This is a genomic window from Pseudomonas sp. GW821-FHT01C01, assembly GCF_059422645.1.
The window spans coordinates 22,328-46,458 of sequence record NZ_JBWKXF010000040.1; the positions used below are offsets into that span (position 1 = coordinate 22,328).

General features: G+C 59.5%; 20 protein-coding genes. 13 read left to right on the top strand and 7 right to left on the bottom strand.

Going from position 1 to position 24,131, the window contains the following annotated elements; genetic code table 11:
- Positions 1-87: 87 nt before the first annotated feature.
- Positions 88-1,113: a histone deacetylase family protein gene (locus AC07XF_RS21120; protein WP_495028005.1), complete on the bottom strand. Its 1,026-nt coding sequence runs from the start codon at positions 1,111-1,113 to the stop codon at positions 88-90.
- A gap of 151 nt (positions 1,114-1,264) precedes the next feature.
- Positions 1,265-2,494 carry a Zn-dependent hydrolase gene (locus AC07XF_RS21125; RefSeq protein WP_495028006.1) on the bottom strand — a complete coding sequence of 410 codons (1,230 nt, stop codon included), beginning with the start codon at positions 2,492-2,494 and terminating at the stop codon, positions 1,265-1,267.
- A gap of 834 nt (positions 2,495-3,328) precedes the next feature.
- On the opposite strand from AC07XF_RS21125, the gene AC07XF_RS21130 reads away from it, so the two are divergent.
- The 5 genes from AC07XF_RS21130 (at position 3,329) to AC07XF_RS21150 (ending at position 8,566) form a co-directional block, all read left to right on the top strand.
- Complete coding sequence (locus tag AC07XF_RS21130; RefSeq protein ID WP_495028007.1) at positions 3,329-4,180, top strand: sugar phosphate isomerase/epimerase family protein; 852 nt, start codon at positions 3,329-3,331, stop codon at positions 4,178-4,180.
- 14 nt (positions 4,181-4,194) lie between these two features.
- Positions 4,195-5,265, top strand: a complete 1,071-nt coding sequence (locus AC07XF_RS21135) for an isopenicillin N synthase family dioxygenase (RefSeq protein ID WP_495028008.1) — start codon at positions 4,195-4,197, stop codon at positions 5,263-5,265.
- Positions 5,266-5,311: 46 nt separating this feature from the next.
- Positions 5,312-6,106, top strand: a complete 795-nt coding sequence (locus AC07XF_RS21140; RefSeq protein WP_442097333.1) for an ABC transporter substrate-binding protein — start codon at positions 5,312-5,314, stop codon at positions 6,104-6,106.
- 64 nt (positions 6,107-6,170) lie between these two features.
- Positions 6,171-7,718 carry an amino acid ABC transporter permease/ATP-binding protein gene (locus AC07XF_RS21145; RefSeq protein WP_495028009.1) on the top strand — a complete coding sequence of 516 codons (1,548 nt, stop codon included), beginning with the start codon at positions 6,171-6,173 and terminating at the stop codon, positions 7,716-7,718.
- A 59-nt stretch (positions 7,719-7,777) separates the two neighbouring features.
- Positions 7,778-8,566, top strand: coding sequence for an SDR family oxidoreductase (locus AC07XF_RS21150; RefSeq protein WP_495028010.1), 789 nt, complete (start codon positions 7,778-7,780; stop codon positions 8,564-8,566).
- 104 nt (positions 8,567-8,670) lie between these two features.
- On the opposite strand, the gene AC07XF_RS21155 is transcribed toward AC07XF_RS21150, so the two are convergent.
- From AC07XF_RS21155 to AC07XF_RS21175, 5 genes are read right to left on the bottom strand one after another with little or no spacing between them, the layout of a single operon-like run.
- Entirely contained in the window at positions 8,671-9,504 is an 834-nt protein-coding gene (locus AC07XF_RS21155; protein WP_495028011.1) for a class I SAM-dependent methyltransferase, read from the bottom strand.
- A complete protein-coding gene (locus AC07XF_RS21160; RefSeq protein WP_495028012.1) occupies positions 9,498-10,655 on the bottom strand; it encodes an acyltransferase family protein in 1,158 nt (385 codons plus the stop codon). The genes AC07XF_RS21155 and AC07XF_RS21160 overlap by 7 nt, the downstream gene beginning before the upstream one ends.
- Positions 10,652-11,536, bottom strand: coding sequence for a class I SAM-dependent methyltransferase (locus AC07XF_RS21165; protein WP_495028013.1), 885 nt, complete (start codon positions 11,534-11,536; stop codon positions 10,652-10,654). Before AC07XF_RS21165 ends, AC07XF_RS21160 begins: the two co-directional genes overlap by 4 nt.
- Positions 11,533-12,828 carry a glycosyltransferase gene (locus tag AC07XF_RS21170; RefSeq protein ID WP_495028014.1) on the bottom strand — a complete coding sequence of 432 codons (1,296 nt, stop codon included), beginning with the start codon at positions 12,826-12,828 and terminating at the stop codon, positions 11,533-11,535. Before AC07XF_RS21170 ends, AC07XF_RS21165 begins: the two co-directional genes overlap by 4 nt.
- The gene (locus tag AC07XF_RS21175; RefSeq protein ID WP_495028015.1) at positions 12,822-14,399 is read right to left on the bottom strand and encodes a glycosyltransferase; all 1,578 of its coding nucleotides are present in this window, start codon (positions 14,397-14,399) and stop codon (positions 12,822-12,824) included. Before AC07XF_RS21175 ends, AC07XF_RS21170 begins: the two co-directional genes overlap by 7 nt.
- A 422-nt stretch (positions 14,400-14,821) precedes the next feature.
- On the opposite strand from AC07XF_RS21175, the gene AC07XF_RS21180 reads away from it, so the two are divergent.
- Genes AC07XF_RS21180 through AC07XF_RS21215 form a run of 8 tightly spaced genes read left to right on the top strand, consistent with a single transcriptional unit; the run spans position 14,822 to position 23,810 of the window.
- On the top strand, positions 14,822-15,736 hold the full coding sequence (locus tag AC07XF_RS21180; protein WP_495028016.1) for a GDP-mannose 4,6-dehydratase: 915 nt from the start codon (positions 14,822-14,824) through the stop codon (positions 15,734-15,736).
- Positions 15,733-16,704: a GDP-mannose 4,6-dehydratase gene (gene gmd / locus AC07XF_RS21185; protein WP_007988274.1), complete on the top strand. Its 972-nt coding sequence runs from the start codon at positions 15,733-15,735 to the stop codon at positions 16,702-16,704. Before AC07XF_RS21180 ends, gmd begins: the two co-directional genes overlap by 4 nt.
- 3 nt (positions 16,705-16,707) lie before the next feature.
- The gene (locus AC07XF_RS21190; protein WP_495028017.1) at positions 16,708-18,150 is read left to right on the top strand and encodes a mannose-1-phosphate guanylyltransferase/mannose-6-phosphate isomerase; all 1,443 of its coding nucleotides are present in this window, start codon (positions 16,708-16,710) and stop codon (positions 18,148-18,150) included.
- A complete protein-coding gene (locus AC07XF_RS21195; protein ID WP_495028018.1) occupies positions 18,151-18,948 on the top strand; it encodes an ABC transporter permease in 798 nt (265 codons plus the stop codon).
- Complete coding sequence (locus tag AC07XF_RS21200; protein WP_495028019.1) at positions 18,948-20,201, top strand: ABC transporter ATP-binding protein; 1,254 nt, start codon at positions 18,948-18,950, stop codon at positions 20,199-20,201. Before AC07XF_RS21195 ends, AC07XF_RS21200 begins: the two co-directional genes overlap by 1 nt.
- Positions 20,198-21,565: a glycosyltransferase family 4 protein gene (locus AC07XF_RS21205; RefSeq protein ID WP_495028020.1), complete on the top strand. Its 1,368-nt coding sequence runs from the start codon at positions 20,198-20,200 to the stop codon at positions 21,563-21,565. The genes AC07XF_RS21200 and AC07XF_RS21205 overlap by 4 nt, the downstream gene beginning before the upstream one ends.
- Positions 21,549-22,679, top strand: coding sequence for a glycosyltransferase family 4 protein (locus AC07XF_RS21210; protein WP_495028021.1), 1,131 nt, complete (start codon positions 21,549-21,551; stop codon positions 22,677-22,679). Before AC07XF_RS21205 ends, AC07XF_RS21210 begins: the two co-directional genes overlap by 17 nt.
- A complete protein-coding gene (locus tag AC07XF_RS21215; RefSeq protein ID WP_495028022.1) occupies positions 22,680-23,810 on the top strand; it encodes a glycosyltransferase family 4 protein in 1,131 nt (376 codons plus the stop codon).
- The last annotated feature ends 321 nt before the right edge of the window (positions 23,811-24,131 follow it).

Below are 24,131 nucleotides of genomic sequence, written 5' to 3' on the forward strand. Positions count from 1 at the left end.
AGCTCCTACATTGATCTGCGACGCATCACAAATCCCCCTGTAGGAGCTGGCTTGCCAGCGAAGTCGACCGACCAGACACTGAAGCTTTCAGATCTTCCACACCTCGGCATTCACAAAAAATGCTCGCGCATTATCCTCCAGACTCTCCAGGTGATACCCGCCCTCCTGCACGATCAGGCATGGCAACCCAAGGCTGCGAATGCGCTCACCGAGCACGGCGAACCCTTCGCGGGTCACCGCCACTTTGCTTTGCGGGTCCAGCTCGAAAATATCGAAGCCCAGGGACAGCACCAGTACCTCGGCACCAAAGTCCTTCACCGCCTTCAGCGCTACTTCCAATTGCTCCAGGAAGTCGGCCTCGCTGGCGCCATGGGCCATCGGCAGGTTGAGATTGAAACCCTCGCCTGCGCCGACACCGCGTTCATCGGCAAAGCCTGCGACACCCGGATAGAAGTTGGTTGGATCGCCATGCACCGAGACGTAAAGCACGTCCTCGCGGTCGTAGAAAATCTCCTGGATCCCTTGGCCGTGATGCATGTCGGTATCCAGCACCGCCACCCGCGAAAAACCCGCGCGCAATACCTGCGCCGCCACTGCCGCGTTGTTCACATAACAGAAACCACCCGCGGCTTCGGCCCGGGCGTGGTGACCCGGTGGACGGCACAAGGCATACGCTGCCGGCTCGCCATCGAGCAACGCCCGGGCGCCGGCGATGGCGCTTTGCGCCGACCAGTAAGCCGAACGCCAGGTCTGCTCGCCCACCGGGCAACTGCCATCGGCCAGATAGCGCGCGGCTTGCGCGAGAATCCCGCGCAGGGCATTGGGTTCGCGAACGAAGATGTTCGACATGACTTCGTCGCCCCAATCCTCAGGAATCTCTTTCCAGCGCCGGTGGGCTTCCTGCAAGAACCTCAGGTACGGTGCGCCGTGCACCGCCAGCAACGGATCGAGCCCGGCATCGGCCGGTTGCTCAACGGTAAAACCCAATGCATGAGACGCCTGCACCAGGCGCTGCGCACGTTCCGGCACCTCCTGCGGCGTGCGCATCTGGCCACGGGAGTAGTAACTGCGTGGATGGTGAAGCAATTGTTTGGGATGGAAAAAACTGCGCATGGAATGAATACCTGTCAGTTAACGTAGATCTTGAAGGCGCACGCATCCCCCTGTGGGAGCGGGCTTGCTCGCGAAAGCGGCGTGTCAAGCAACATTGGCGTCGACTGACACTCCCTCTTCGCGAGCAAGCCCGCTCCCACATGGATAGCGTTCAGTCGATTTTTTCGGCGCGGGCCAACACCGCATTGAGCAACACATCCGTGCCCTGGCGCACATCTTCGGGCAGTACGTCTTCGGCTTCGTTGTGGCTCAAGCCGCCTACGCACGGGATGAACACCATGGCCGTCGGACAGAACCGCGCCAGGTGGATCGCGTCATGCCCGGCACCGCTGACAATCGACTGCTGAGCGTAGCCCAGCGCATCCACCGCCTGCTGCACCGCCGCCACGCAGTCCGCGTCGAACGGTGTCGCCGGGCTGATCCAGTGCGGGGTGATTGCCAGATGCAAACCGCGCTCGTCGGCTATCGCCTGAAGCCGCGCACGGACTTGTCGCTCCATCGCCTCGATGGTTTCATCGCGGTGATGACGCAGGTCGACAGTGAAATTCACAAGACCCGGAATGGTGTTGCGCGACGACTTGTTGATGCTCAACTCACCGACCGTGGTCAGGCCTTCAGGGGCGAAGTCCGCCGCCAGGGCTTCGATGGCCTGGATCATCTGCGCCACGCCGTACAAGGCATCCTTGCGCAGCGGCATCGGCGTGGTGCCGGCGTGGGCCGCCATGCCTTCGACCCGCACGTCGAGCCAGCGAATCGCCTGGCCGCCGCTGACCACGCCGATGCTCTTGGCGTTGTCTTCGAGGATCGGCCCTTGCTCGATGTGAGCTTCAAAGTAGGCATCCACCGCGCCACCCAGCGGGCGCTCGCCGGCATAACCGGTACGTTGCAGCGCCTCGGCAACGCTGATGCCATCGATGTCGCGCACCGCCAGCGCGGCGTCCAGCGCCATGATGCCGGTGAACACCGCCGAACCGAACATCGCCGGGGTGAAACGTGCGCCCTCTTCGTTGGTCCACACCGCCACTTCCAGCGGCTTGCGGGTCTGGATGCCCAGATCGTTCAGGCAGCGCACCACTTCCAGACCGGCGAGCACACCGTACACGCCATCGAACCGCCCGCCTTCGGGCTGGGTGTCGAGGTGACTGCCCATCATCACCGGTGCCGCGTCCGGATCAGTACCCGCGCGGCGGGCGAACAGGTTGCCGATGGCATCCACGCTCAGGGTCATGCCGGCTTCGCGGCACCAGTGGGCAAAGAGTTCGCGACCGGCCTTGTCCTCGTCGCTCAGGGCCAGGCGGCAGCTGCCGCCACGGGCGGTGGCGCCGATTTCGGCCATCGCCATCAGACTCGCCCAGAGGCGTTCGCCATTAATCTTCAACATGAGTTTCTCCAGGAAAATTCAAAGCAACGATCTCTGTAGGAGCCGGCTTGCCGGCGATAGCGGTTTGTCGGGCGACATCGATGACAATTGCGCCACCGCCATCGCCGGCAAGCCGGCGCCTACAGGTTCAAATGTTCAGGCCTTGGCCAGTTCCAGGCGTTCAGCGCTGGCATGGCGACGGGCCAGGGACAGGACACACAGCAGCGGAGTCGCAAGGCAGTGGCTGCCGCACGGCACGGCGCGGCTGGGACGAAGCGGGAGGCTTCATGGAGGGACTCCTTTGGTTATTTTTTTGGCAGGAGAGAAACGGCAAATCCGCGGCGCTCTGGCGGCGCCGGTCTGGGGATGATTTTTCGTTCCCGGACCATGATTAGTCAATTTTCTATTTATTATTCGAAGTATTACGCAAGCTTATAATAGAGAGCGGCAGCTGAACGTCGTGGACAGTGGCTTGAGGGAATCAGCGATCGCCTATGTCTGCCGCCTCTGAAAGATTTAGCCAATCTGTTGCATCGACCGATTGAATCCACAGCCAAAAACGAACCATCAGCGGCCCAGCGTCGCTTGGGAGTCTTCAAAATGATGCCGTAACAATGGCATCTCTCGCTGATAGCCAACGTAGGCACGTACTCGCCCGTAAAGTCCCTTCCGGCAGGCGCGATAAGTAGCTAGCTATTTGTTAACGAAAGTATGAAGTATTCATTTGAACTTTCAGATTCTTTCAGTGCGCGGGCTGTGCCTAACATCGACTCCACAGCGAACCAGTCTCTTATTAGTAGCCTGGCGCCGTCGAAGTGCTTTTGCAGTAGGCCCGGGGATTTTTGAGGATTACCGATGAAGCTGGAAATTTTCCGTACGCTGTGGGGCTATACCGCCAGCAAGGCTCAGGCGCTCGAGGAGTTGCTGCGCGCGGGCTTTGATGGCATGGAAGCACGCCTGCCTCTGGACGCCCGTGAACGGGCTGAGTTTGGCGCTTTTCTCCAGGCCAATCGCCTGGGCTATATCAGCACAGTCTTCACCGCGTACGACGTGCTGCCGGACCAGTCGGCGACCCCTGCCGTCCATCTTAATGACCTCGACCAGAAACTCGCCTGGGCCGCCGAACTCGGCCCACGCTTCGTCAACGCGCTGGCGGGCAATGATCGCTGGTCCTTGCCACAACAAGTGGAGTTCTTCGGTCAGGCGCTGGATCTGGCGCGCAAGCACGGCCAGGTCTGCAGTTTCGAAACTCACCGCTCGCGCTCGCTGTTCAACCCTTGGGTGACCCTGGAGTTGATCCGGCAACTGCCCGATCTGTTGTTCACCAGTGATATCAGCCATTGGGTCGTGACCTGCGAGCGACTGTTGAATGACCCGGCCGATGACCTGAGTGCTTTCATCGAGCGGGTTCACCATATCCAGGCCCGGGTTGGTTATGACCAGGGACCGCAGGTTCCGCACCCGGCGGCGCCCGAATATGCAAAGGAACTGGCTTTCCATCAGCAGCACTGGGAAAGCATCTGGCGCTCGCAGCAAGCCCGCGGTTACCAGGTCAGCACCCTGACCCCGGAATTCGGCGCCGACGGCTACCTGCATCATCTGCCCTTCACCAATGTCCCGGTGGCCGACCTGTGGTCATTGAACGTGTGGATGGGCCGGACCGAACGCGAACACTTCGAGCGTTTCCACCACTCAAGCCATCCTTAGGGAGCCGATGCGTCATGCCTGACAATAAAAACAACAGCGCCAGCACTGACACACACAAAGCCAACTTCAACAGCATCCCGGTGGTCAACATCGCCGGTCTGTTCAGCTTTGAACTGGAACACCGCCTGGCCGTGGCCGAACAATTGGGGCGCGCCGCCAGCGAAGTCGGGTTTCTCTATATCACCGATCACGGTATCGACCCGCAACTGATCGCCAACCTGCGCAAGGCGGCCAAGGACTTTTTCGACCAGCCCCTCGACACCAAGATGCGGCACTACATCGGCACCTCGCAAACCCACAAAGGCTTTGTGCCCGAAGGCGAAGAGGTCTATTCCAAGGGCAAACCGGACCACAAGGAAGCCTTCGACGTCGGCTTCGAAGTCCCGGCCGATGATCCGCTGGTGCTGGCCAACACCCCATTGCTGGGGCCTAACGACTGGCCGCAGCTGGCAGGCTTCAAGGCATCGGTGCAGGCCTACTATGAAGCGATCTTCGCCCTGGGCCGGCGCCTGTTCGGCGGCTTCGCCCTGACCCTGGGCCTGGAAGAAAACTATTTCAACAGCCTGGTCACCCGTCCGCCGTCCAAGCTGCGCCTGATCCACTACCCCTTCGACGGTGCCGCCCATGACGCACCAGGTCTTGGCGCCCATACTGATTACGAGTGCTTCACCATCCTCCTGGCCGACAAACCTGGTCTTGAGGTGATGAACAATCTTGGTCAATGGATCGATGCACCGCCGATGCCTGATGCCTTTGTGGTCAACATCGGCGACATGCTGGAATTGATGACCGCCGGCGCATTCGTTGCCACTGCGCACCGGGTGCGCAGCGTGAAGGAGGAGCGTTATTCCTTTCCGCTGTTTTATGCCTGCGACTACCACACCCAGATCAAGCCGCTGCCCGGATTCGCCCAGGCAGGCAACGACTACGAAGAAATCACGATCGGCGAACACATGTATGGCCAGGCGCTGCAGACCTATCAATATCTGCGCCAGAGGGTGGCCAACGGGGAAGTTCAACTGCCAGGCAAGGCACGCAAGCCCGCCAGTTTCGGACATTTGAAAAATCAGGCCCAAGCGTCCTGATTGAAGTATTCAGCTAAACCCCTACCTACGCCGGAGTCAGTAAATAATGAAAAACAATAAGAAAAACCTTTTGAGCCTGGCTGTATTGGCAGCCGGTATGTTCGGTGCCTCGGTGAGCATGGCCGCGGCAGACACGTTCAAGGTCGGCATGGAAATCACCTACCCGCCTTTCGAGTCCTATGACAAGGACAAAAATGTAGTGGGTTCTGACCCCGAACTGGCAACCGCACTGGCCAAACACATGAACGCCAAGGTGGAGTTCGTCGACACCAAGTTCCCGAGCCTGATCCTGGGCTTGAACTCAGGCAAGTACGACGCAGTCATTTCCGGCATGTACATCACACCGGAGCGCCAGACTCAGGCCCAGACCATCGCTTATGCCAACACCGGTGCCGCAGTCATGGTGCCCAAGGGCAGCGAGATCAATGCGAAAAAGCCTGAAGATCTGTGCGGCTTGAAACTGGGCCTGGAACAGGGCACGACCTGGGTCAAGGAATTCCGCAAGCTGTCCGATGAATACTGCGTGCCGAACAACAAAGGCGCCATCACCGTCAGCGAATACCCCTCGGCCCCCGAAGTGACCCAGGCCCTGTTGTCCAAGAACATTCAGGCCCAGGTTGAAATCGCTGGCGCCGCAAAAATGATCGCGGAAAAGACCGGTGGCCGGGTAGTGATCACCACCGAGCATCCGATTTATCAGCAAACCCTGGGCATCTTCGTCAAGAAGGGTAACGATGAAACCTACCAGGCCGTGCAAAAGGCCTTCGAGGAGAGCAAAAAGAGCGGTGAATACGCCGCAATTCTCAAGAAGTATGGCTTGGAAGAGCCGACTGCCAACTAAGAACGTGTCCTTGTAGTCTGGTCATCTGCCTCCCCTGCACCGGGGCGGCAGATCGAGGTGCCCTATGCAATTCGATTGGTCGTATTTCTTCTCCCTGTTCTCCCTGCCAGACTTCTGGAATGCCTGCGTCACGGTGATCCAACTCAGTGCCCTGGCCTGGTTCATCGGCATGCTGCTCGGTTTTGTCCTGGCCACGGCCAAGCTGTCCCAATCGCCCTTGCTGCGCATTCCCGCAGCTGTCTACATCTGGTTCTTCCGCAGCATCCCGTTGCTGGTGCTGGTGGTCTTCGTCTACAACTTGCCGCAATTATTTCCCGGTAGCGGACCGATTCTGTCCAACCCCTTCTACTCCGGCCTGCTGGCCCTGGTGGTCACCGAAGCGGCGTACATGGCGGAAATCCATCGTGGTGGCCTGATCTCTGTGGCCAAGGGCCAGAAAGAAGCCGGGCGTGCACTGGGTGTCGGCCTGTTCGGCATGCAACGCTTGATCGTGATCCCCCAGGCTTTCCGTATTTCGCTGCCCACTTTGATCAATGAATACATCACGGTGGTCAAGCTGACATCGCTGGTCTCGGTCATCTCCCTGACCGAAATCCTCACGGTCGGCCAACGCCTCTATGCCACTAACTTCCTGGTCATGGAAACCCTGGCTGCGGTAGGCGTCTACTACGTGTTGATCGTCACCGTGTTCGGCTATTTCCTGCAGCGCCTGGAGCGCTACCTGGACCTGAACTTCCGCAAGCCGCACACACTCGACGCAGCCACCATCGCCAAGTTCAAGGCCAGCGCCGAAGCGTTGCCCGACAATGCGCGCAAAACAGCAGGCAACAACGCGACGCCAATCCTGCAACTGAAGAACATCCAGAAGAGCTATGGCACACACAAAGTGCTGATGGGTATCGACCTGAATGTCGAATACGGCCAGGTGGTCTCGATCATCGGGCCATCCGGCTCCGGCAAGACTTCGCTGATCCGCACCGTCAACGGCCTGGAAAGCATCGATACCGGCGACATTCTGTTGTTCGGCGAAAAATTCATCGAAGCGTCGGACAAACCCAACAGCTCCCGCCTGCGCAAAGGCGTGCGGCATATCGGCATGGTGTTCCAGAACTTCAACCTGTTCCCGCACCGCACCATTCTCGACAACGTCACTCTGGCGCCGCGTTACCATGGCCAGCCGGGCGAGCTGAGTGAACATCGTGCTTATGCGCTACTGGACAAGGTTGGCCTGCTGGCCCATGCCCACAAGTACCCGCACCAGCTCTCCGGTGGGCAGCAACAGCGTGTGGCAATCGCTCGAGCCCTGGCGATGGAGCCGCAGATCATGCTGTTCGACGAGCCGACCTCGGCCCTCGACCCGGAACTGGTCAACGACGTGCTGAACGTGATCCGCGACTTGGCCAAGGAAGGCATGACCATGCTGATCGTGACCCACGAAATGGACTTTGCCATGTCGATATCCGACAGGGTCGTATTCATGGAGAACGGTAATATCCAACTGGATGCGGCACCTGAAACCATACGATGCGATGCCGAAGGAGAAAGAGTGCGGCGCTTCATGGGAATCAGTACCCGATCGCCAAGCCTGTCTAAAACTGTGGATCATGCATGAGCATGGTGCTGTGCTAGGCGACCACTTACATTGAGCTTCCTTCTTTCAGGAAAACACGCATGAATCTTGGAATAGCAGGACGTTGGGCGCTGGTATGCGCCGCCAGCAAAGGCCTGGGAAAAGCCTGCGCACAGGCACTCGTCCATGAAGGCGTGAACGTGGTAATCACCGCACGAGGCGAACACACGCTGAATGAAACAGCCCGTCAGCTCAGAGCGATAAATCCTGAAGTGACTGTCATCGCCGTCGCCGGAGACATTTCGACGCCCGAGGGCCGGGCGGCAGCGCTCATGGCCCATGAGCATTTCGATATCTTGATCAACAATGCCGGAGGCCCTCCTCCCGGGGATTTCCGCGAATGGAATCGCGACGCCTGGCTCAAGGCGCTGGATGCCAACATGCTTACCCCAATCGAGCTGATCAAGGCCACGGTCGACGGTATGGCGGCACGCGGATTTGGCCGGATCATCAACATCACGTCGAGTGCGGTGAAGTCCCCTATCGAAAGCCTGGGCCTGTCCAATGGTGCGCGCAGTGGTCTGACGGGGTTTATCGCAGGGCTTGCCCGGCAAGAAAACATTGCCAGTCGCAATGTGACGATCAACAACCTGCAACCGGGCTCATTCGACACCGATCGACTGCGTGACAACCTGGTCGCTGCGGCTGAAGAGTCAGGGCAAGACAGTGAGGCATTCCTTGACGAATGCCGTAGCGAAATTCCTGCCAAACGCTTCGGCTCACCCGAGGAGTTCGGTGCTCTATGTGCCTTCGTTTGCAGCAGCCATGCGGGCTACCTGACCGGGCAGAACCTGTTGATTGATGGAGGGGCCATTCGCTCCAGCCAATAATGGGCAATGGCTATGGATGTGAGTACCCCAAACTTCAAAACGGGACGGCCCCCATGGCGGTGACGGACGGTCTGTTGCAGACCGTCGTTCCCACAGCCGGGTGATCAGGGTTTACGCGCAATGATCACCTGACTTTTCGCCACCACGGCATCCAGCGCCTGCTTGATCTGTGCACCCCGTGGCGAAGCCAGAATCGCCTGCCAGGTTTCCGCCCAGTGGTTGAGCAACGGATGATCCGGGCTGCTGAAATCGACCTTGGCTTCCCAGAACAACAGCATCCACATCGACCAGTAAAAGCCGTACTGGCTGTGGCTGATCACTTCCAGACCGGCATCGCTGACCATGGCCTTGAACTGCTCTTCGCTGATGATGCGAATGTGGTTGGGCTTCTGAAAATACACCGGCGCCGCGATATCTTTCTGCAGGTCTTCAGAGCTTGGGTGCGGGACGCTCAGCAGATACAACGCACCCGACTTACCAACGCGCACCAGTTCAGCAAGGAACTGTGCCGGATCATCCACGTGCTCGATGACCTCGGTCGACACCACCCGCGTGGCAGTTTCATCGGCAATCGGCAGCGGGTTGCAGTCGGTGACGTGGCATTCGACATCGCGGGCCGGTGTCTCGCTCAGGCGCTGGCGCGTCGCTTCGACCTTGGCCGCGTCGATATCGGCAATGATGATCTTCGCCCCGCGCATCCCGCAGAAATGCACGTTGCCGCCATCGCCACAGCCCACATCCAGCAGCGTGTCCTCGGGGGTCACCGGGAACCCGCTGAACAATTCGCCGGTTTGCTGATTGAACCAGCCGCTGAGCATCGCGTCGTGCAGGCCGAGCATATAGGGGTCGACCTTGTCCGCCACTGGCGTCGCGGGCGGTGTCTCTGGCTGCACAGGCGCGGGCGTGCCCGCCGTGAGTTTCTTCAAAAGGCTCAGCATGAGGTGGCTCCAGAGGATGAGACGGCTGTTCGGGAGGTGCCCAGGCGTTTGACCAGCGAGGCGCCGCGGTTGCGCATGGGCAATTCGATGAAGCGGTAGTTGAGTTCGCTCAGCAGCACGATCAGGCCGCCAGCCATCAGCAACATCAGAATCGGATGGCCAGCCGGACTGGGCAGCCCGGCAGCCTGTAAACGGAAAATGAATTCGCGAACCAGCAAGTAGGCCGGGATATGGATCAAGTAAATCCCGTAGGAACGACTGCCGACCCACGTCATCAGGTTTTTGAACACGCCGCGCGGCAACAGGTAATCGCGGTTGTAAGAAGCGATCCAGACCAGCAGTGCGCACAGCACCGCAATCAAGCCGATCCGGTAAGAAGCGAAGGTGAAACGATCCGTTGCCATGAAGCTGAGCAGCAGCGACACCGTGATCAGTGCGGCAACACCCGCCCATGGACGACGCAAGAATTTTGGCTCCCAGCGCAGGTACGACGGTAGCGTACTCCATATCGCCAACAGCACGCCAAGGGCCAGCGCGTCAGTGCGTATCACCATCAGGATCGGCGTGCGCAAAGTGAACAACTGCACCGCAACCAACGCCAGCAAAGCCCACACCAGGTGTTTGCGAAACAGCACGATCATCAGCGGAAACAGCAGATAGAACTGTTCCTCCAGCGACAGGCTCCAGTACACGAAACTGGTGCCGTACTCATAGCGATAAAAACTGTCGGCAAAACGGAAGTTGGCGTACTGCGCGACGCCGGCCAGGGTCGCCTGAAAGTTCGCGTGCAGCGTGCCGAACGCACCGGAGCGGTTGAGAAAAAGGCACGCCAGCAACATCAGCGCCAGCCACAGCCAGGCCGAAGGCAGCAAACGAAAGACCCGGCGCAACCAGAAATTGCGCGTCTGCTGCCAATATTCCTGACGCGTTGTGCAGCGGCGCAAGGCCGGGATCAGGCTACGGGCAATGACGAAGCCCGAGATCGCAAAAAACAGATCCACACCCCACCACGGCTGGCTGTACAGCGTGATCGTCTGCAGCAACGGCACAGCCGCCGCGAACAGGCTGTCCTGCAGGTGATGAAACAACACGCCGAGCACCGCAATGCCGCGCAGCAACTCGATGTCCATTATCCGTTTTTCGTTGCTCATGCGCCCTCCTGGACATGAGGTTTTCGAGCAATGATCACCTGGCTCTTGGGCATGAACCGGTCCAGCATCTGCTTGATCGCCAACCCGTCGGGCTGGGCCAGCAGGTCCTGCCAGGTTTTCGCCCAGCTTTCCATCAGCGGCGGGTACGGTGCCTGGATGCGGTCGCGAACCGCACCGCCCAATTCACGCCCGGCGGCCCGCTCACTGGCCCAGAAGAAGATCATGCCCATGACCCAGAAAAACCCGGTGGCCTGGCGATGCTCGATGACCAGGCCCGCGTCTTCCACCAGCGCGGCGAACCGCTCGGGACTGAAAATCTGCACATGATTGGGCGATTGAAAATAGCTGGCCGGGGCGATGCCTTTCTGCAAATGCTCGCCCACCGGGGACGGCACGCTCAGCAAGTACTGCGCCCCGGGACGGCCCATGCGCACCAGTTCGGCCATGAAGGGCTCTGGCTGATCGATGTGTTCGAGCACTTCCATGCACACGACTTTGCTCGCGCATCCGTCGGCCAATGGCAGCGGCAAACTATTGCTGACCAGCCCCAGGTTCGGTTTATCCGATTGTGCGGCCACTTGCCGGGCAAGATCGCGGACCTTGTCGTGTTCACTGTCAGTGAAGATCACCGAAGCGCCCTGGCGGACCGCGAACAACGTCGCCACGCCTTCACCACAACCGACATCCAGCAAGGTGTCGTCGGCGGTGATCGCAAAGCCCTTGAGCAATTCGCCGCTGTCGCCCGAAAACCAGCCGTCATGCATTGCATCGTGCAAGCCCACCACTCTTGGCGACACACGGGATTGCTCGACCGGTAACGGCGCGGGCTGGGGCTCGGGTTTCGTCTCTGGAAAGAAACGTCTGACCAATGCGCGAATCATGCCTCAGGGGGTTCCACGGCAAGGCTCTCGAACAGGCGCTCAAAAAATACGTCAAGCCGCTGTTCGGCAGTGGCCTGGCTGCAGAATTTTTTGAGGCTGGTCACTGCGTGCACGGACATCTGTGCATAACGCTCGGGATCCCCCTTGGCCACGTCATAACTTGATCGGTAAGCCCTGCACAACGACGCCCAATTGGTAACGTAGCGCAAGGTACGAAACGCCCTGCGCGGGTCATGTGGCCAGGCCGTCAGCTCATCGGTGGAGTCAATCAGGAATGCATTGTCGGCATCCAGATAATCGATCATCGCCGTGGTCCTTGGCGCTACCGCCGGTTTGCCACAGGACATGAACTCCATCAGCGGAAGACATTGGCCTTCGCCGTAGGACGTGTTGACCGCATAACTCGTGGCTTGCACTAGCTGCTCATAGTCCGCGTCAGCCAGATAGCCGTAAATCAGCACGACCCGGCAGCGGTAAGACTGGTTTTTGTACAAGTGGTGAAGGATGTCAGTCAGTGCTTCTTCAGCATCGTGGTGCGTCAATTTGAGCACCAGCGTTGCGTCATCCACCTCGCGAAACGTCACGCAAAAGGCACTGAGCATGTCTTCCCAATTCTTGCGCCCATCACCGGGGTTGAACACCGAGGTGTAAATCACGCCATCGAGGACCAACTCGTGTTCACTCGGCGGGGCCTCGAAATCAATACCCACGCCTTCGCGAGTTGCCACGGGTCCGAAGGCACGCAAGTCGAGTTCGCGGCTGTCCGCCAGCAACCCCTTGAGCGTCAACCGCACCTGACTGGCCAAGGGCTGACGTTGCAAGTGGGCGCCGCGCTCGGAAAACCGGTCCCATACCGGGGCAGGTACCGCGATGATCGGATAGTCGGCGCCCATCGCCTCGCGCACCGCATTCACGGTGTAGCTGGAATGCGTAATTGCCGCACCCGCTGCCCGCAACACCGTGCGCCAGTCATTGAGCGGGTCACCGGCAAAGGGTTCGTTGGGGATGGTGCTGAATTCCCACGCGAACACCGGCAGCGTCGGGCAGGCAAAATTGACCGGCGTGCGATGAGGCGGTGAGAACGACAGGAACACGCACGCTTCACCACGAGACAAACAGTCCATGTACAAGGCGTCGACTTCGGTCTGCGGGTCGCTGACTTCTACCACTCGCCCCAGCCGCGCCAGCACGGGTCGGTACTCTTTGAGCACGAAGTAATAGCTGTACTCCGAGCGGCCAAGGTTCTGGGCAATGGTGTGCTGGTTGGTTTCCGAATGAATGATGATCAGCATGGGGCGTTATCCGTCACGGTTGCTGTCGGCAAAGCCTGCGGCGCCAGCCCGAAAAAATCCGCCATGCGTTTCTGCACCGGGGCGAAAGCGCAGTAATCGTGCATGCGCTCGACGGCGGCGAAGGACATGCGCTGATATTCCAGCGGTTGTTCCTTGGCCAGACGGTAGCTGTTTTCGTAAGCGGTTTTCAGCGAACCCCAGTCCGGCCGGTAACGCAGGGTGCGGTAGATGATACGTGTGTCCTGCGGCCAGATGGTCAGCTCTTCGCTGGACTTGACCACAAACGCCACACGCTCATCGATGTAGTCCTCCATGGCCGTGTGATCCGGGGCAATCACCGGTTTACCGCTGGCCATGAACTCCATCAGCGGCAGGCACAGCCCTTCGCAGCGCGAGGCATTGACGTAGTAACTGGCGGCTTCGTACAGCCGGGCGTATTGCGGGTCGTCCAGGTAGCCGTGCATGACCACCACCCGACAGGCGAACGGGGAAAGCTGCGCGAGCAACGTCATCAGTTCGTCGTGGTAGGACGACAGATCGCTTTGGGTAATCTTCAGCACCAGCGTCGCGTCAGACGTTTCGCGGAACGCCCAGCAGAATGCGGTGATCAGTTGATGCCAGTTCTTGCGACCGTCACGCGGGTTGAACACGGTGACGTACACCACACCGTCAACCTGTGTTTCGACCTGGGCGGTGGTGTCCGGCCACTGTCGCGGTTCTGGCTCGGGTACTGCCATCGTCTGCGGGCCGGCGATGGCCGGCAACCAGTCAGCGAAACGCTGATGGGCGGCTTCCGACAATAAGTCGCGAATCCCTTCCCAATACCACTGGCTTAGAAAATGAGTGCGATGCACCGGGATCGGCAGCGATCTACCCTTGTCCATGCGCCACATGTGCATGTAATGGCGAGCAATCACCAAGCGGCGCTTGAGCGTCAGCGGCGGTGGCTTCAATGCCTCCAGCTCGGCCTCGAGCGCCGCCAGTTCCTCGGCGGTCGGCACGACGGGAATCAGTGCATCGGCGCTCAGCCCGAGTGTGCGTGTATCGAAAATGCAACCCTTGATGTCCAGTGTCGAGCCGGCACTGATCGGGACGCTGGTGTGGCGACTACGAATGTCGGCGTAGTTTTCCCACAACGGCGTCGGCAGCACCAGCACCGGAAAGTCTTCGCCCATGGTCCGACGAATCGCCCGGGCGGTATGGCTGGAGAGTGTGATCACCCGGCCCTGGCGCGCCAGCATTTGCGTCCAGTCCTGACGCGGGTCGTTATCCCATTGCTCATCGGGAATCGAATCAAACTCCCAGGCCACTACGCAGACCGTCGGGCACTCAAGGTCGTTCGGGGTTTTCTGCGGCGGCGTAAACGACAGGAACAGACTGTCTTCGCCGGCGGCCAATAATTGTTTGTAGAGCGGATCGACCTCGGCGGTGGAGGACACCACATGCACTCGCCCAAGGCTTTCGAGTACAGGGCGATATGCCTTGAGCACGAAGTAGTAACTGTACTCGGGACGGCCGAGACTCTGGCTGATGGAGCTGTCGTTGACGTCGGAGTAAAGAATGAAATTCATGGCATCCCACGGTGACGCCGCCATCCCGGCAGCCTCACGCTATGACGGGGAAAACACGGTTCGAGCCAGTGTTTACTGGCGCTCGTCCATCGTCTTGCTGCCCGTCTTCGTTCTTGTTTTAGTGGTCAGTTTCTCGCAGTTTCGAAGCGACGCTGCCGAACCCCGGTTAATCGTGACGAGGGGCATTCTAACCACATCCGTTGAGGATTCGTGAACCGCCCGGCGAGAATAAATCAGGCTACGCTGACGAGAACTGACCGGTCACGGTTGGACCTGTTGAAATTGCCGAGTAAATGGCACAGATTGGCTACCAAACAACTACAACAAACATTTCACCTGTCTTTTGAGCCACCCTATCGGTTCCAGAGAGCTTTCCATAAGTCTGTGGGAATTGGATGAAATGAATGACCGGGGGGTCGCTGTTGAAAAGACGTCTGTTTGTCACGGGCCTGACTGGATTCACAGGACAACACATCCAATCGCGTTTGCAGGCCGATGCCTCGGAATGGGAGCTTCTGCCGGTTCCTTGCCGCTACGATCTCGGCGCGCCGGACAGCCTCGAAGGCTTGTGGCCGGAAATACCCGACGCGGTGATTCACCTGGCCGGCCAGACGTTCGTCCCGGAAGCCTTTCGTGATCCGGCGGGCACCCTGAACATCAATCTGCTGGGCACCCTGAACCTGCTGCAAGCCCTCAAGGCGCGCGGATTCACGGGCACCTTCCTGTACGTCAGCTCTGGTGATGTCTATGGCCAGGTCACTGAAGCCCATCTGCCCATCACTGAATTGCAACCACCCTGCCCGCGCAATCCATACGCCGTGAGCAAACTGTCGGCGGAGTTCCTGAGTTTGCAATGGGGCCTGAGCGAAGGCTGGCCCGTACTGGTCGCCCGTCCGTTCAACCACATCGGCACCGGGCAGAAAGACAGCTTCGTCATCGCCAGCGCCGCCCGTCAGATCTGCCGGATCAAGCAAGGCCTGCAAGGGCCACGACTGGAGGTCGGGGACATCGATGTCACACGCGACTTCCTCGATGTCGCAGACGTGGTCTCGGCCTACCTGGCATTGCTGGAAAAAGGTACGCCGGGGCAGGTCTACAACATTTGCTCGGGGCGCGAACAGAGCATTCGCAGTTTGATCGAACAGCTGGCAGACCTTGCCCAGATCGACCTGCAACTGGTCCAGGACCCTGCGCGACTTCGCCGCGCGGATCAGCGTCGGGTGTGTGGCAGCCCTGCCAGGCTGGTCCAGACCACCGGATGGAAGTCTGAAATCACTACACAACAATCCCTGCGGGCGATCCTGTCCGACTGGGAGAAGCGAGTACGACAAGAATGACTAAAAGTGCATTGATCACAGGGATCACCGGCCAGGATGGCGCGTATCTGGCCAAACTGTTGCTCGACAAGGGTTACAAAGTCCACGGCCTGGTAGCGCGACGCAGCAGCGACTCGCGCTGGCGCCTGCGCGAGATGGGGGTCGAGGCGGACATTGTCTACCTGGACGGCGACATGGCCGATGCCTGTTCAGTGCAGCGCGCGGTGATCAAGTCGGCACCGGACGAGGTCTACAACCTCGCCGCGCAAAGCTTTGTCGCGGCCTCCTGGGATCAACCGGTGACCACCGGCATCGTTGACGGTCTGGGCGTTACCCACCTGCTCGAAGCGATCCGTCAGTTCAGTCCGCACACGCGCTTCTACCAGGCCTCCACCAGCGAAATGTTCGGTCTGATCCAGGCCGAGCAGCAGGACGAGAACACGCCGTTCTATCCGCGCAGCCCTTATGGCGTGGCCAAGCTGTACGGCCACTGGATCACCGTGAACTACCGCGAAAGCTTCAACCTGCACGCCAGTAGCGGCATTCTGTTCAACCATGAATCACCGCTGCGCGGTATCGAATTCGTGACGCGCAAAGTCACCGACGCCGCCGCCCGGATCAAGCAGGGCAAGCAGCAGGAACTGCGCCTGGGCAACATCGACGCCAAACGCGACTGGGGCTTTGCCGGGGACTACGTCGAAGCCATGTGGCTGATGCTGCAACAGGACAAACCCGACGACTTCGTGGTGGCCACCGGCGTGACCACTACTGTGCGCGAGATGTGTCGGATCGCCTTCGATCATGTGGGCCTGAACTACCGCGATTACGTGAAGATCGATCCGGCGTTCTTCCGCCCGGCCGAAGTCGAGGTGCTGCTCGGCAACCCGGCCAAGGCCCAGCGTGTGCTGGGCTGGAAACCAAAAACCGACCTGGATACCTTGATCCGCATGATGATGGATGCGGACATGAAACGCGTTGCCAAGGAGTAGGCCATGCTGATTCCCGTGATTCTATCCGGCGGTGCCGGGACAAGGTTGTGGCCGGTGTCGCGTGAAGGCCATCCCAAACCGTTCATGGCCTTGCCTGACGGCCAGTCGCTGCTGGGCAAGACCTATCGGCGTGCCGCTGACCTGCTCGACGGCTGGGGCGATATCGTCACGGTGACCAACCGCGAGTACTACTTCCAGAGCAAGGATCACTTTCGGGACGCGCACCTGGGCCGTCATCGCGGGCATTTCCTGCTGGAGCCGACGGGTCGCAATACGGCGCCGGCCATTGCTGCCGCCGCCCTCTCCCTCCAGGCCCTGCATGGCGACGACGCGATCATGCTGGTCATGCCCGCCGACCACCTGATCGTCAATGTCGACGCGCTGAAGGACGCGGTCGAGCATGCCGTGACATTGGCCAGGGGCGGTCACCTGGTGACCTTCGGTGTCGTGCCGACCGCTGCGGAAACCGGTTTTGGCTACATTGAAGCCGGCACACCGCTGGACGATAAAGGCGCTGCCAGCGTACGGCGCTTCGTCGAAAAACCCGACCTGCAAACCGCGACTCATTACCTGGAAAGCGGCAACTTCCTGTGGAACTCCGGGATGTTCTGCTTCTCGGTCGCCAGCCTGCTTGCCGAACTGCAAACCCATGCTCCCGCCTTGCTGGAGCAGACGCAAAACTGCATGGCCGCCAGTGTTCCCGTGGAAAACGCCGGGAGCGTGCAGCAGGAACTGTCACCGGCCCTGTTTGGCGAAATCACGGACATTTCCATCGACTACGCGTTGATGGAACACTCCGACAAAGTGGTCGTCGTGCCGGCCCGTTTCGACTGGAGCGACATCGGCTCCTGGGGTGCGGTGGCCGCGCTGGTACCGGCGGATGCACAAAACAACCGCGCCGTCGGCGAGTCGATATTCATCGATAGCCACAACAACTTCGTCCAGAGCGAAAACCGTCTGGTTGCGACCGTGGGGGTGGATAACCTGATCATCGTCGACACCGCCGACGCGGTGCTGGTGGCCCACGCCGACCGCGCCCAGGATGTACGCCGGGTGGCCAGGCAACTCAAGGATAAAGAGCACGAAGCCTATCGCCTGCACCGTACGGTCAGCCGGCCATGGGGCACCTACACCGTGCTCGAGGAAGGCCCGCGTTTCAAGATCAAACGCATTGTGGTCAAGCCCGGCGCCAAGTTGTCATTGCAGATGCACCACCACCGCAATGAACACTGGGTGGTGGTCGAAGGCATGGCCAAGGTCACCAACAATGGCACCGGCACGCACCTGGTGGCCAAGAACGAATCGACCTTCATTGCCGCCGGTCACAAGCATCGCCTGGAGAATCCCGGCGTGATTGACCTGGTGATCATCGAAGTGCAAAGCGGCGAATACCTGGGAGAGGACGACATCGTTCGCTTCGAAGACCAATACGGCAGGACGGTTTGAATGCTGCTTTCCCTTTACCGCACGCTGAGCAGCTATCGAGGGTTCATCCTCGGTAGCGTCCAGCGGGAATTTCAGGCGCGTTATCGCAATTCGTTGTTCGGTGCCCTGTGGACCGTGCTCAACCCGCTGTCGATGATCATCGTCTACACGGTGATTTTTTCCCAGATCATGCGCGCCCGTTTGCCTGGGGTGGATGACGGCATGGCCTACAGCATCTACCTCTGCGCCGGGTTGTTGACCTGGGGCCTGTTCGCAGAAATCACGGTGCGCAGTCAGAACATGTTTCTGGATAACGCCAACCTTCTGAAAAAAATCAGCTTCCCACGGATCTGCCTGCCGGTGATCGTGCTGTTGAATGCCGCAATCAACTTCGCAATCATCATCGGGTTGTTCCTCGGTTTTCTGTTGATCACCGGTCGACTACCGGGCATGGCGCTATTGGCGCTCATTCCACTGCTGGCGTTACAGGTGATGTTTTGTGCCGGGTTGGGGATGATTCTTGGCGTATTGAATGTGTTCTTTCGCGATGTCGGACAATTTTTCGCCATCTGCCTGCAATTCTGGTTCTGGCTGACGCCGATTGTGTACCCGATGAGCATCCTGCCCGATTGGGTGCAGCGCTTGCTGCAACTCAACCCACTGACCAATCTGATCACCAGCTACCAGAACATCTTCCTCTACGGTCAATGGCCCGTCTGGGGTTCGCTGCTGCCGATCATGGTTGGCAGCGTATTGTTCTTCGTCATCGGGCTGCGGCTGTTTCGGCACAGGGTCGGCGAAATGGTGGATGAACTCTGATGGGGCACATACGCGTCACCGGCCTGGGCAAGGCCTATAAACAGTACCCTACCCGCTGGAGTCGACTGGCCGAGTGGCTGATCCCGTTTTCACCGATCCGTCATCGCCAGCATTGGGTACTGCAAGACGTGACCTTCCAGATTGCCCCCGGAGAATCGGTGGGCATCGTCGGAGTCAACGGCGCCGGCAAAAGTACCTTGTTGAAGATGATCACCGGCACCACCCAACCCACCTGCGGCACCATTGAGCTCGAAGGCCGCGTCGCTGCCCTGCTGGAACTGGGCATGGGCTTTCATGCGGACTTTACCGGCCGGCAGAATGCAGTCATGGCCGGGCAGTTATTGGGCATGCAGGTCGAAGAGATAGAAGCGTTGATGCCTGAAATCGAACGTTTCGCGGAAATTGGCGACGCCATCGACCACCCGGTGCGCACCTATTCCAGCGGCATGCAAATGCGCCTGGCGTTCAGCGTGGCCACTGCGCGACGCCCGGACATTCTGATCGTCGACGAAGCTCTGTCAGTGGGCGACGCCTACTTCCAGCACAAAAGTTTCGACCGCATCCGCAGTTTTCGCAAAGCCGGCACCACGCTGCTGATCGTCTCCCATGACCGCTCGGCGATTCAGTCGATCTGCGACTCGGCGATTCTCCTGGAAAACGGCCACATGGCCATGCACGACACCCCCGAAACCGTCATGGATTACTACAACGCCCTGCTCGCCGAGCGTGAAGGTCAGACCGTGCGCCAGGAAATGCTCTCTGGCGGTCAAGTCAGCACCATTTCCGGAACGGGTGAAGCCAGGATTCTGAACGTGCGTCTGCTCGACAAACATGAGCGGTCCATCGACGCCGCCGAAGTCGGTCAACCGGTCGTGCTGGAAGTGAATGTCGAAGTTCGCCAGGACATCGAGCGGCTAGTGCTGGGTTTCATGATCAAGGATCGCCTGGGCCAGCCCATGTACGGCATCAACACCCATCGCCAGGATCAGGCGCTGACCGATCTGCAGGCTGGCGAGCGCGTGACCTACCGCTTCGCTTTCGTCATGGGATTGGGCAAGGGTAACTATTCCGTGGCGTTGAGCCTGTCACGCCTGGATTCGCACCTGGACCGCAACTTCGAGTGGCGCGATTACGGGCTGGTGTTCCATGTCATCAACAACCGGCAGGAAGATTTTGTCGGTTGCTCATGGCTGGCCGCGAAGACCACCGTCACGCGCTCGAGCGCGCCAGTCACCTCGGGGAGCACGCCATGACGCGTCTTTTGGTGGAATGCACGCACGTGTTCCAACACCCCAAGGTCAATTCGGGCATTCAGCGGGTGGTGCGCAACGTCGTCAACCAGTTGCCGGAATCGGTCGACGGTGTTGAATGCATTCCGGTTGTGTTGCTTAAGGGCAAACTCTATCGGGTACTGAAACTCGGCGCGCTGAACATTCCATTTTTCGATCAATTGATGACGTTCGGTGGGCGACTTGGCCGGCTGGCACATCGTTTCTGGCAATGGCACCAGCGGCTCGACCAACGCTTGACATCGCGATTCGCCCGACGCGTGTTGTACGTGGCTTATCGACTGACAGCGCTGACCTGCTTCAGCGTGCCGCTGCGTCTGATCGACCAGCTCAATCAGTATCAACTGCCCAAACGTTGCGCACCGTTGCAGCATCAACCGGGAGATCAACTGGTGTTGCTGGATTCGTCCTGGCACACCGACTTTTTCCCGTTTGCCGAACAGCTCAAACGTGAAGGCGTGGGCATTGTTTCAGTGATCTACGATTTGATTCCCCTGACTCACCCGCAATTCTACGACTCACGGCTGGTGCAGGTGTTCAACGAGTGGTTCGACTGGATTACTCAAACTGCCGATGGCTACGTGGCCATTTCCGCCACGGTGCGTGACCAGGTGCGTGAGGAGGTTCAGCGCCGTCTGGGCTCGGCCAAGGCCAATGCATTGTGGTTCGATTATTTCCACCTGGGCTCCGAACTCGATCTGAGCGAAGTCGACGCCGCCGTGGAACCGCGTCTTGCCCGGCTGTTCGCAACGCCGGAACCGGTGTTTTTGATGGTCAGCACCATCGAGCCGCGCAAGAACCACGACTACCTGCTGGATGCCTTCGAACGGGCCTGGGCGGTGGGCTCCAAGGCCCGGCTGTGCATTGCCGGGCGGGTTGGCTGGAAGTGCGACGCACTGCTGGCCCGGGTCCGTAATCACCCGCAACTGAACCAACGACTGTTCATGTTCAACGACCTGAGCGACACCAGCCTCGAACATGCCTACACCCACGCCAGCTCACTGGTGTTTCCCTCGTTTGTTGAAGGCTTCGGCCTGCCGCTGGTAGAAGCCATGCAGCGTGGACTGCCGGCCATGGGCAGCGACATTCCGGTCTTTCGCGAAATCGGCGGCGAGTACATGGCGTACTTCGATCTGGCCGAACCACAAAGCCTGGCTGATCTGGTCATTCGTTTCGAGAGCAACGGTCAATTCCCGGCCACTCGCGACGTCGCGGACTGGCGCTGGATCGGCTGGCGTGAAGCCAGTGCGCAATTGGCCGAACGCACCCTGCGCAATCTCCCGGACGTGCCGCTCGTACAAGAGAGGCAACATGCGCATTGCCCTTAACGCCCGGATTCTCCAGGCGCCGCGCACCGGCATCGGCCACTACGTCGCCGAACTGGCGAACGCCCTGGCGGGTGAACCGGATGTTGAACTGGCACTGTTTCATGGCTGGGGCTGGAGTACTGTGCTGCCTGAAGCGGCCATGCCCGGTTATTCCCGACTGACACCCTTGCTGCGGCAGATTCCGGGGGCCTATCAGGCCCGACGGTGGCTGGAGCAGAAACGCTTCGATCAGGGCCGCACGCAAGCCATCGACCTCTACCACGAACCGAGTTTGTGGCCGCTGTCGTTCGACGGCCCGACAGTCATTACCCTGCATGACCTGACGCACCTGCACTATCCCGAAACACAGCCACCGGCGCGCTTGCGAGAAATCGAACGGCGCGTGGCCGACGGCGTGCGACAGGCAAGCCTGATTCTTACCGACTCGCAATACATTGCTGACGAAGCCCAGGCACATTTCAGGCTACCGAAGGAGCGGTTTGTTGTCGCGCCGCTGGGTGTAGCCGCACGTTTTCACCCGCGGCCCCCCGAGGCTATCGACGCCGTACTCAAGACCCATGGCGTCGAAGCGCGGGAATACTTCCTCTGTGTCGGCACCCTGGAACCGCGCAAGAATCTGTCGCTCGCCCTGCGCGCCCACGCCCGATTGCCGGAATCAGTCCGTCAGCGTTTTCCATTGCTGATCGTCGGCATGGCTGGCTGGCAGCGCGAGCAGTTCAGCGAAGAATTGCACCAGGCCCTGGCCTGCGGTCATGTCTGTTTGCTGGGCTATCTGCCTGACGAGCACGTTGCGCAGCTGTTGGCCGGCGCCCGGGCATTGATTTTTCCGTCGATTTACGAAGGTTTTGGCCTGCCGGTGCTGGAGGCCATGGCCTGCGGCACGCCGGTCATTCTGACCAGACGTTCGGCCATGCCCGAAGTGGCAGGCCCTGCGGGCAACTATATTGAACCTGATGATCCCGACGGCTTGCGCGATGCAATGAGTCGTCTGATCGAGGATCTAGCGCATTGGCAGGTATGCCGGGAAGCCGGATTGCTACAGGCAAGGCTTTTTACCTGGGAACGCTGCGCGCAAGTCACGGCCAGCGCTTACCGCCAGGCTATGGGAGGTTGAATGCGAGTTCTTCATTTTTTCAAGACGTACCTGCCTGACTCGGTCGGCGGGATCGAACAAGTGATTTTCCAGTTGTGCGAAAGCGGTGCCCTGCACGGCGTTGAAGGCAAGGTGCTGACACTCAGTACCGATCCGACACCACCGGTGATGCAGATCGCTCAACATGAAGTCCATCGAGCCAGGCTCGACATTCAGTTCGCCTCCACAGGTTTTTCCTGGAGCGTCTTCAAACAGTTTCGCGAGCTGGCAGCCGAGGCCGACGTGGTCAATTACCACTTTCCATGGCCGTTCATGGACCTGGTGCATTTCGCCAGCGGCCTGAACAAACCCAGCGTGGTGACGTACCATTCGGACATTATCCGCCAGAAACACCTGCTCAAACTTTACCGGCCGCTGATGAATCGCTTTTTGCACAGCGCCGACCGGATCGTCGCGGCATCGCCCAATTACCTGCACACCAGTGATGTGTTGCAACAGTTTCAGCACAAGACCCGAGTGATCCCCTATGGATTGAACAAGGCAGGTTACCCACTGCCGGACAGCAATCGAATGGCTCACTGGCGGCAAAAGCTTGGCGACAAGTTCTTTCTGTTTGTGGGTGTGATGCGCTACTACAAAGGTTTGCATATCCTGCTCGACGCCCTGAAGGACCTGGATTATCCGACAGTGATTGTTGGTGCCGGCCCGCTGGAAGCAGAGCTGCATGCCCAGGCGACTGCCCTGGGTTTACGCAATGTTCACTTCCTGGGGCGTCTGGGGGACGAGGACAAGGTGGCGCTGCTGCAACTGAGCTACGCCATCGTGTTCCCATCGCACCTGCGCTCCGAAGCCTTTGGCATTTCGCTGCTTGAAGGTGCGATGTATGGCAAACCGATGATTTCCAGTGAAATTGGCACTGGCACCAGTTACATCAACATCCATAACGAGACCGGGCTGGTAGTGCCGCCGAGTCATCCTTTGGCGTTTCGTGAGGCGATGCGCACGCTTTGGGAAAACCCGGTGCTGGCGGCGCAAATGGGCGAGAAGGCGCAGGCCCGTTATCAGAATCTGTTTACGGCGGACGAAATGGGTCGCAAATGGGCTGCGTTGTATGAGGAACTGCTGGAAGAAAAAGCCCTCGCCTACGCATGATAATGCTGCTCACTTAAGGACGAACACTGAATCTGTGGCGAGGGAGCTTGCTCCCGCTGGGGCGCGAAGCGGCCCTAAAAATGGGACTGCTGCGCAGTCCAGCGGGAGCAAGCTCCCTCGCCACAGGTTGCTTATTGCTCGCTCTATCTCTTAAGTGAACAGCACTACGCCTACGCATGAGGCTTTTTTTGCAGGATCCGACTTGCCTCGGCTGCGATGTGCCAACAGTGTTACGATCCCGCGACTGTAGATTTTCCACGGCTTGCGTACGGCGTGTGCAAGCCGTCGACTTTTCCCATTGGCCCCTGACTGGCTGCTGAA

What these genes read in the sequence shown, in the direction of transcription:
- AC07XF_RS21120 (WP_495028005.1), bottom strand. Translation starts at nt 1,113, where the DNA reads ATGCGCAGTTTTTTCCATCCCAAACAATTGCTTCACCATCCACGCAGT.
- AC07XF_RS21130 (WP_495028007.1), top strand. Translation starts at nt 3,329, where the DNA reads ATGAAGCTGGAAATTTTCCGTACGCTGTGGGGCTATACCGCCAGCAAG.
- AC07XF_RS21210 (WP_495028021.1), top strand. Translation starts at nt 21,549, where the DNA reads ATGCGCATTGCCCTTAACGCCCGGATTCTCCAGGCGCCGCGCACCGGC.
- AC07XF_RS21145 (WP_495028009.1), top strand. Translation starts at nt 6,171, where the DNA reads ATGCAATTCGATTGGTCGTATTTCTTCTCCCTGTTCTCCCTGCCAGAC.
- AC07XF_RS21135 (WP_495028008.1), top strand. Translation starts at nt 4,195, where the DNA reads ATGCCTGACAATAAAAACAACAGCGCCAGCACTGACACACACAAAGCC.
- AC07XF_RS21190 (WP_495028017.1), top strand. Translation starts at nt 16,708, where the DNA reads ATGCTGATTCCCGTGATTCTATCCGGCGGTGCCGGGACAAGGTTGTGG.
- AC07XF_RS21170 (WP_495028014.1), bottom strand. Translation starts at nt 12,828, where the DNA reads ATGCTGATCATCATTCATTCGGAAACCAACCAGCACACCATTGCCCAG.
- AC07XF_RS21205 (WP_495028020.1), top strand. Translation starts at nt 20,198, where the DNA reads ATGACGCGTCTTTTGGTGGAATGCACGCACGTGTTCCAACACCCCAAG.
- AC07XF_RS21140 (WP_442097333.1), top strand. Translation starts at nt 5,312, where the DNA reads ATGAAAAACAATAAGAAAAACCTTTTGAGCCTGGCTGTATTGGCAGCC.
- AC07XF_RS21160 (WP_495028012.1), bottom strand. Translation starts at nt 10,655, where the DNA reads ATGAGCAACGAAAAACGGATAATGGACATCGAGTTGCTGCGCGGCATT.
- gmd (WP_007988274.1), top strand. Translation starts at nt 15,733, where the DNA reads ATGACTAAAAGTGCATTGATCACAGGGATCACCGGCCAGGATGGCGCG.
- AC07XF_RS21150 (WP_495028010.1), top strand. Translation starts at nt 7,778, where the DNA reads ATGAATCTTGGAATAGCAGGACGTTGGGCGCTGGTATGCGCCGCCAGC.
- AC07XF_RS21215 (WP_495028022.1), top strand. Translation starts at nt 22,680, where the DNA reads ATGCGAGTTCTTCATTTTTTCAAGACGTACCTGCCTGACTCGGTCGGC.
- AC07XF_RS21200 (WP_495028019.1), top strand. Translation starts at nt 18,948, where the DNA reads ATGGGGCACATACGCGTCACCGGCCTGGGCAAGGCCTATAAACAGTAC.
- AC07XF_RS21195 (WP_495028018.1), top strand. Translation starts at nt 18,151, where the DNA reads ATGCTGCTTTCCCTTTACCGCACGCTGAGCAGCTATCGAGGGTTCATC.
- AC07XF_RS21165 (WP_495028013.1), bottom strand. Translation starts at nt 11,536, where the DNA reads ATGATTCGCGCATTGGTCAGACGTTTCTTTCCAGAGACGAAACCCGAG.
- AC07XF_RS21125 (WP_495028006.1), bottom strand. Translation starts at nt 2,494, where the DNA reads ATGTTGAAGATTAATGGCGAACGCCTCTGGGCGAGTCTGATGGCGATG.
- AC07XF_RS21175 (WP_495028015.1), bottom strand. Translation starts at nt 14,399, where the DNA reads ATGAATTTCATTCTTTACTCCGACGTCAACGACAGCTCCATCAGCCAG.
- AC07XF_RS21155 (WP_495028011.1), bottom strand. Translation starts at nt 9,504, where the DNA reads ATGCTGAGCCTTTTGAAGAAACTCACGGCGGGCACGCCCGCGCCTGTG.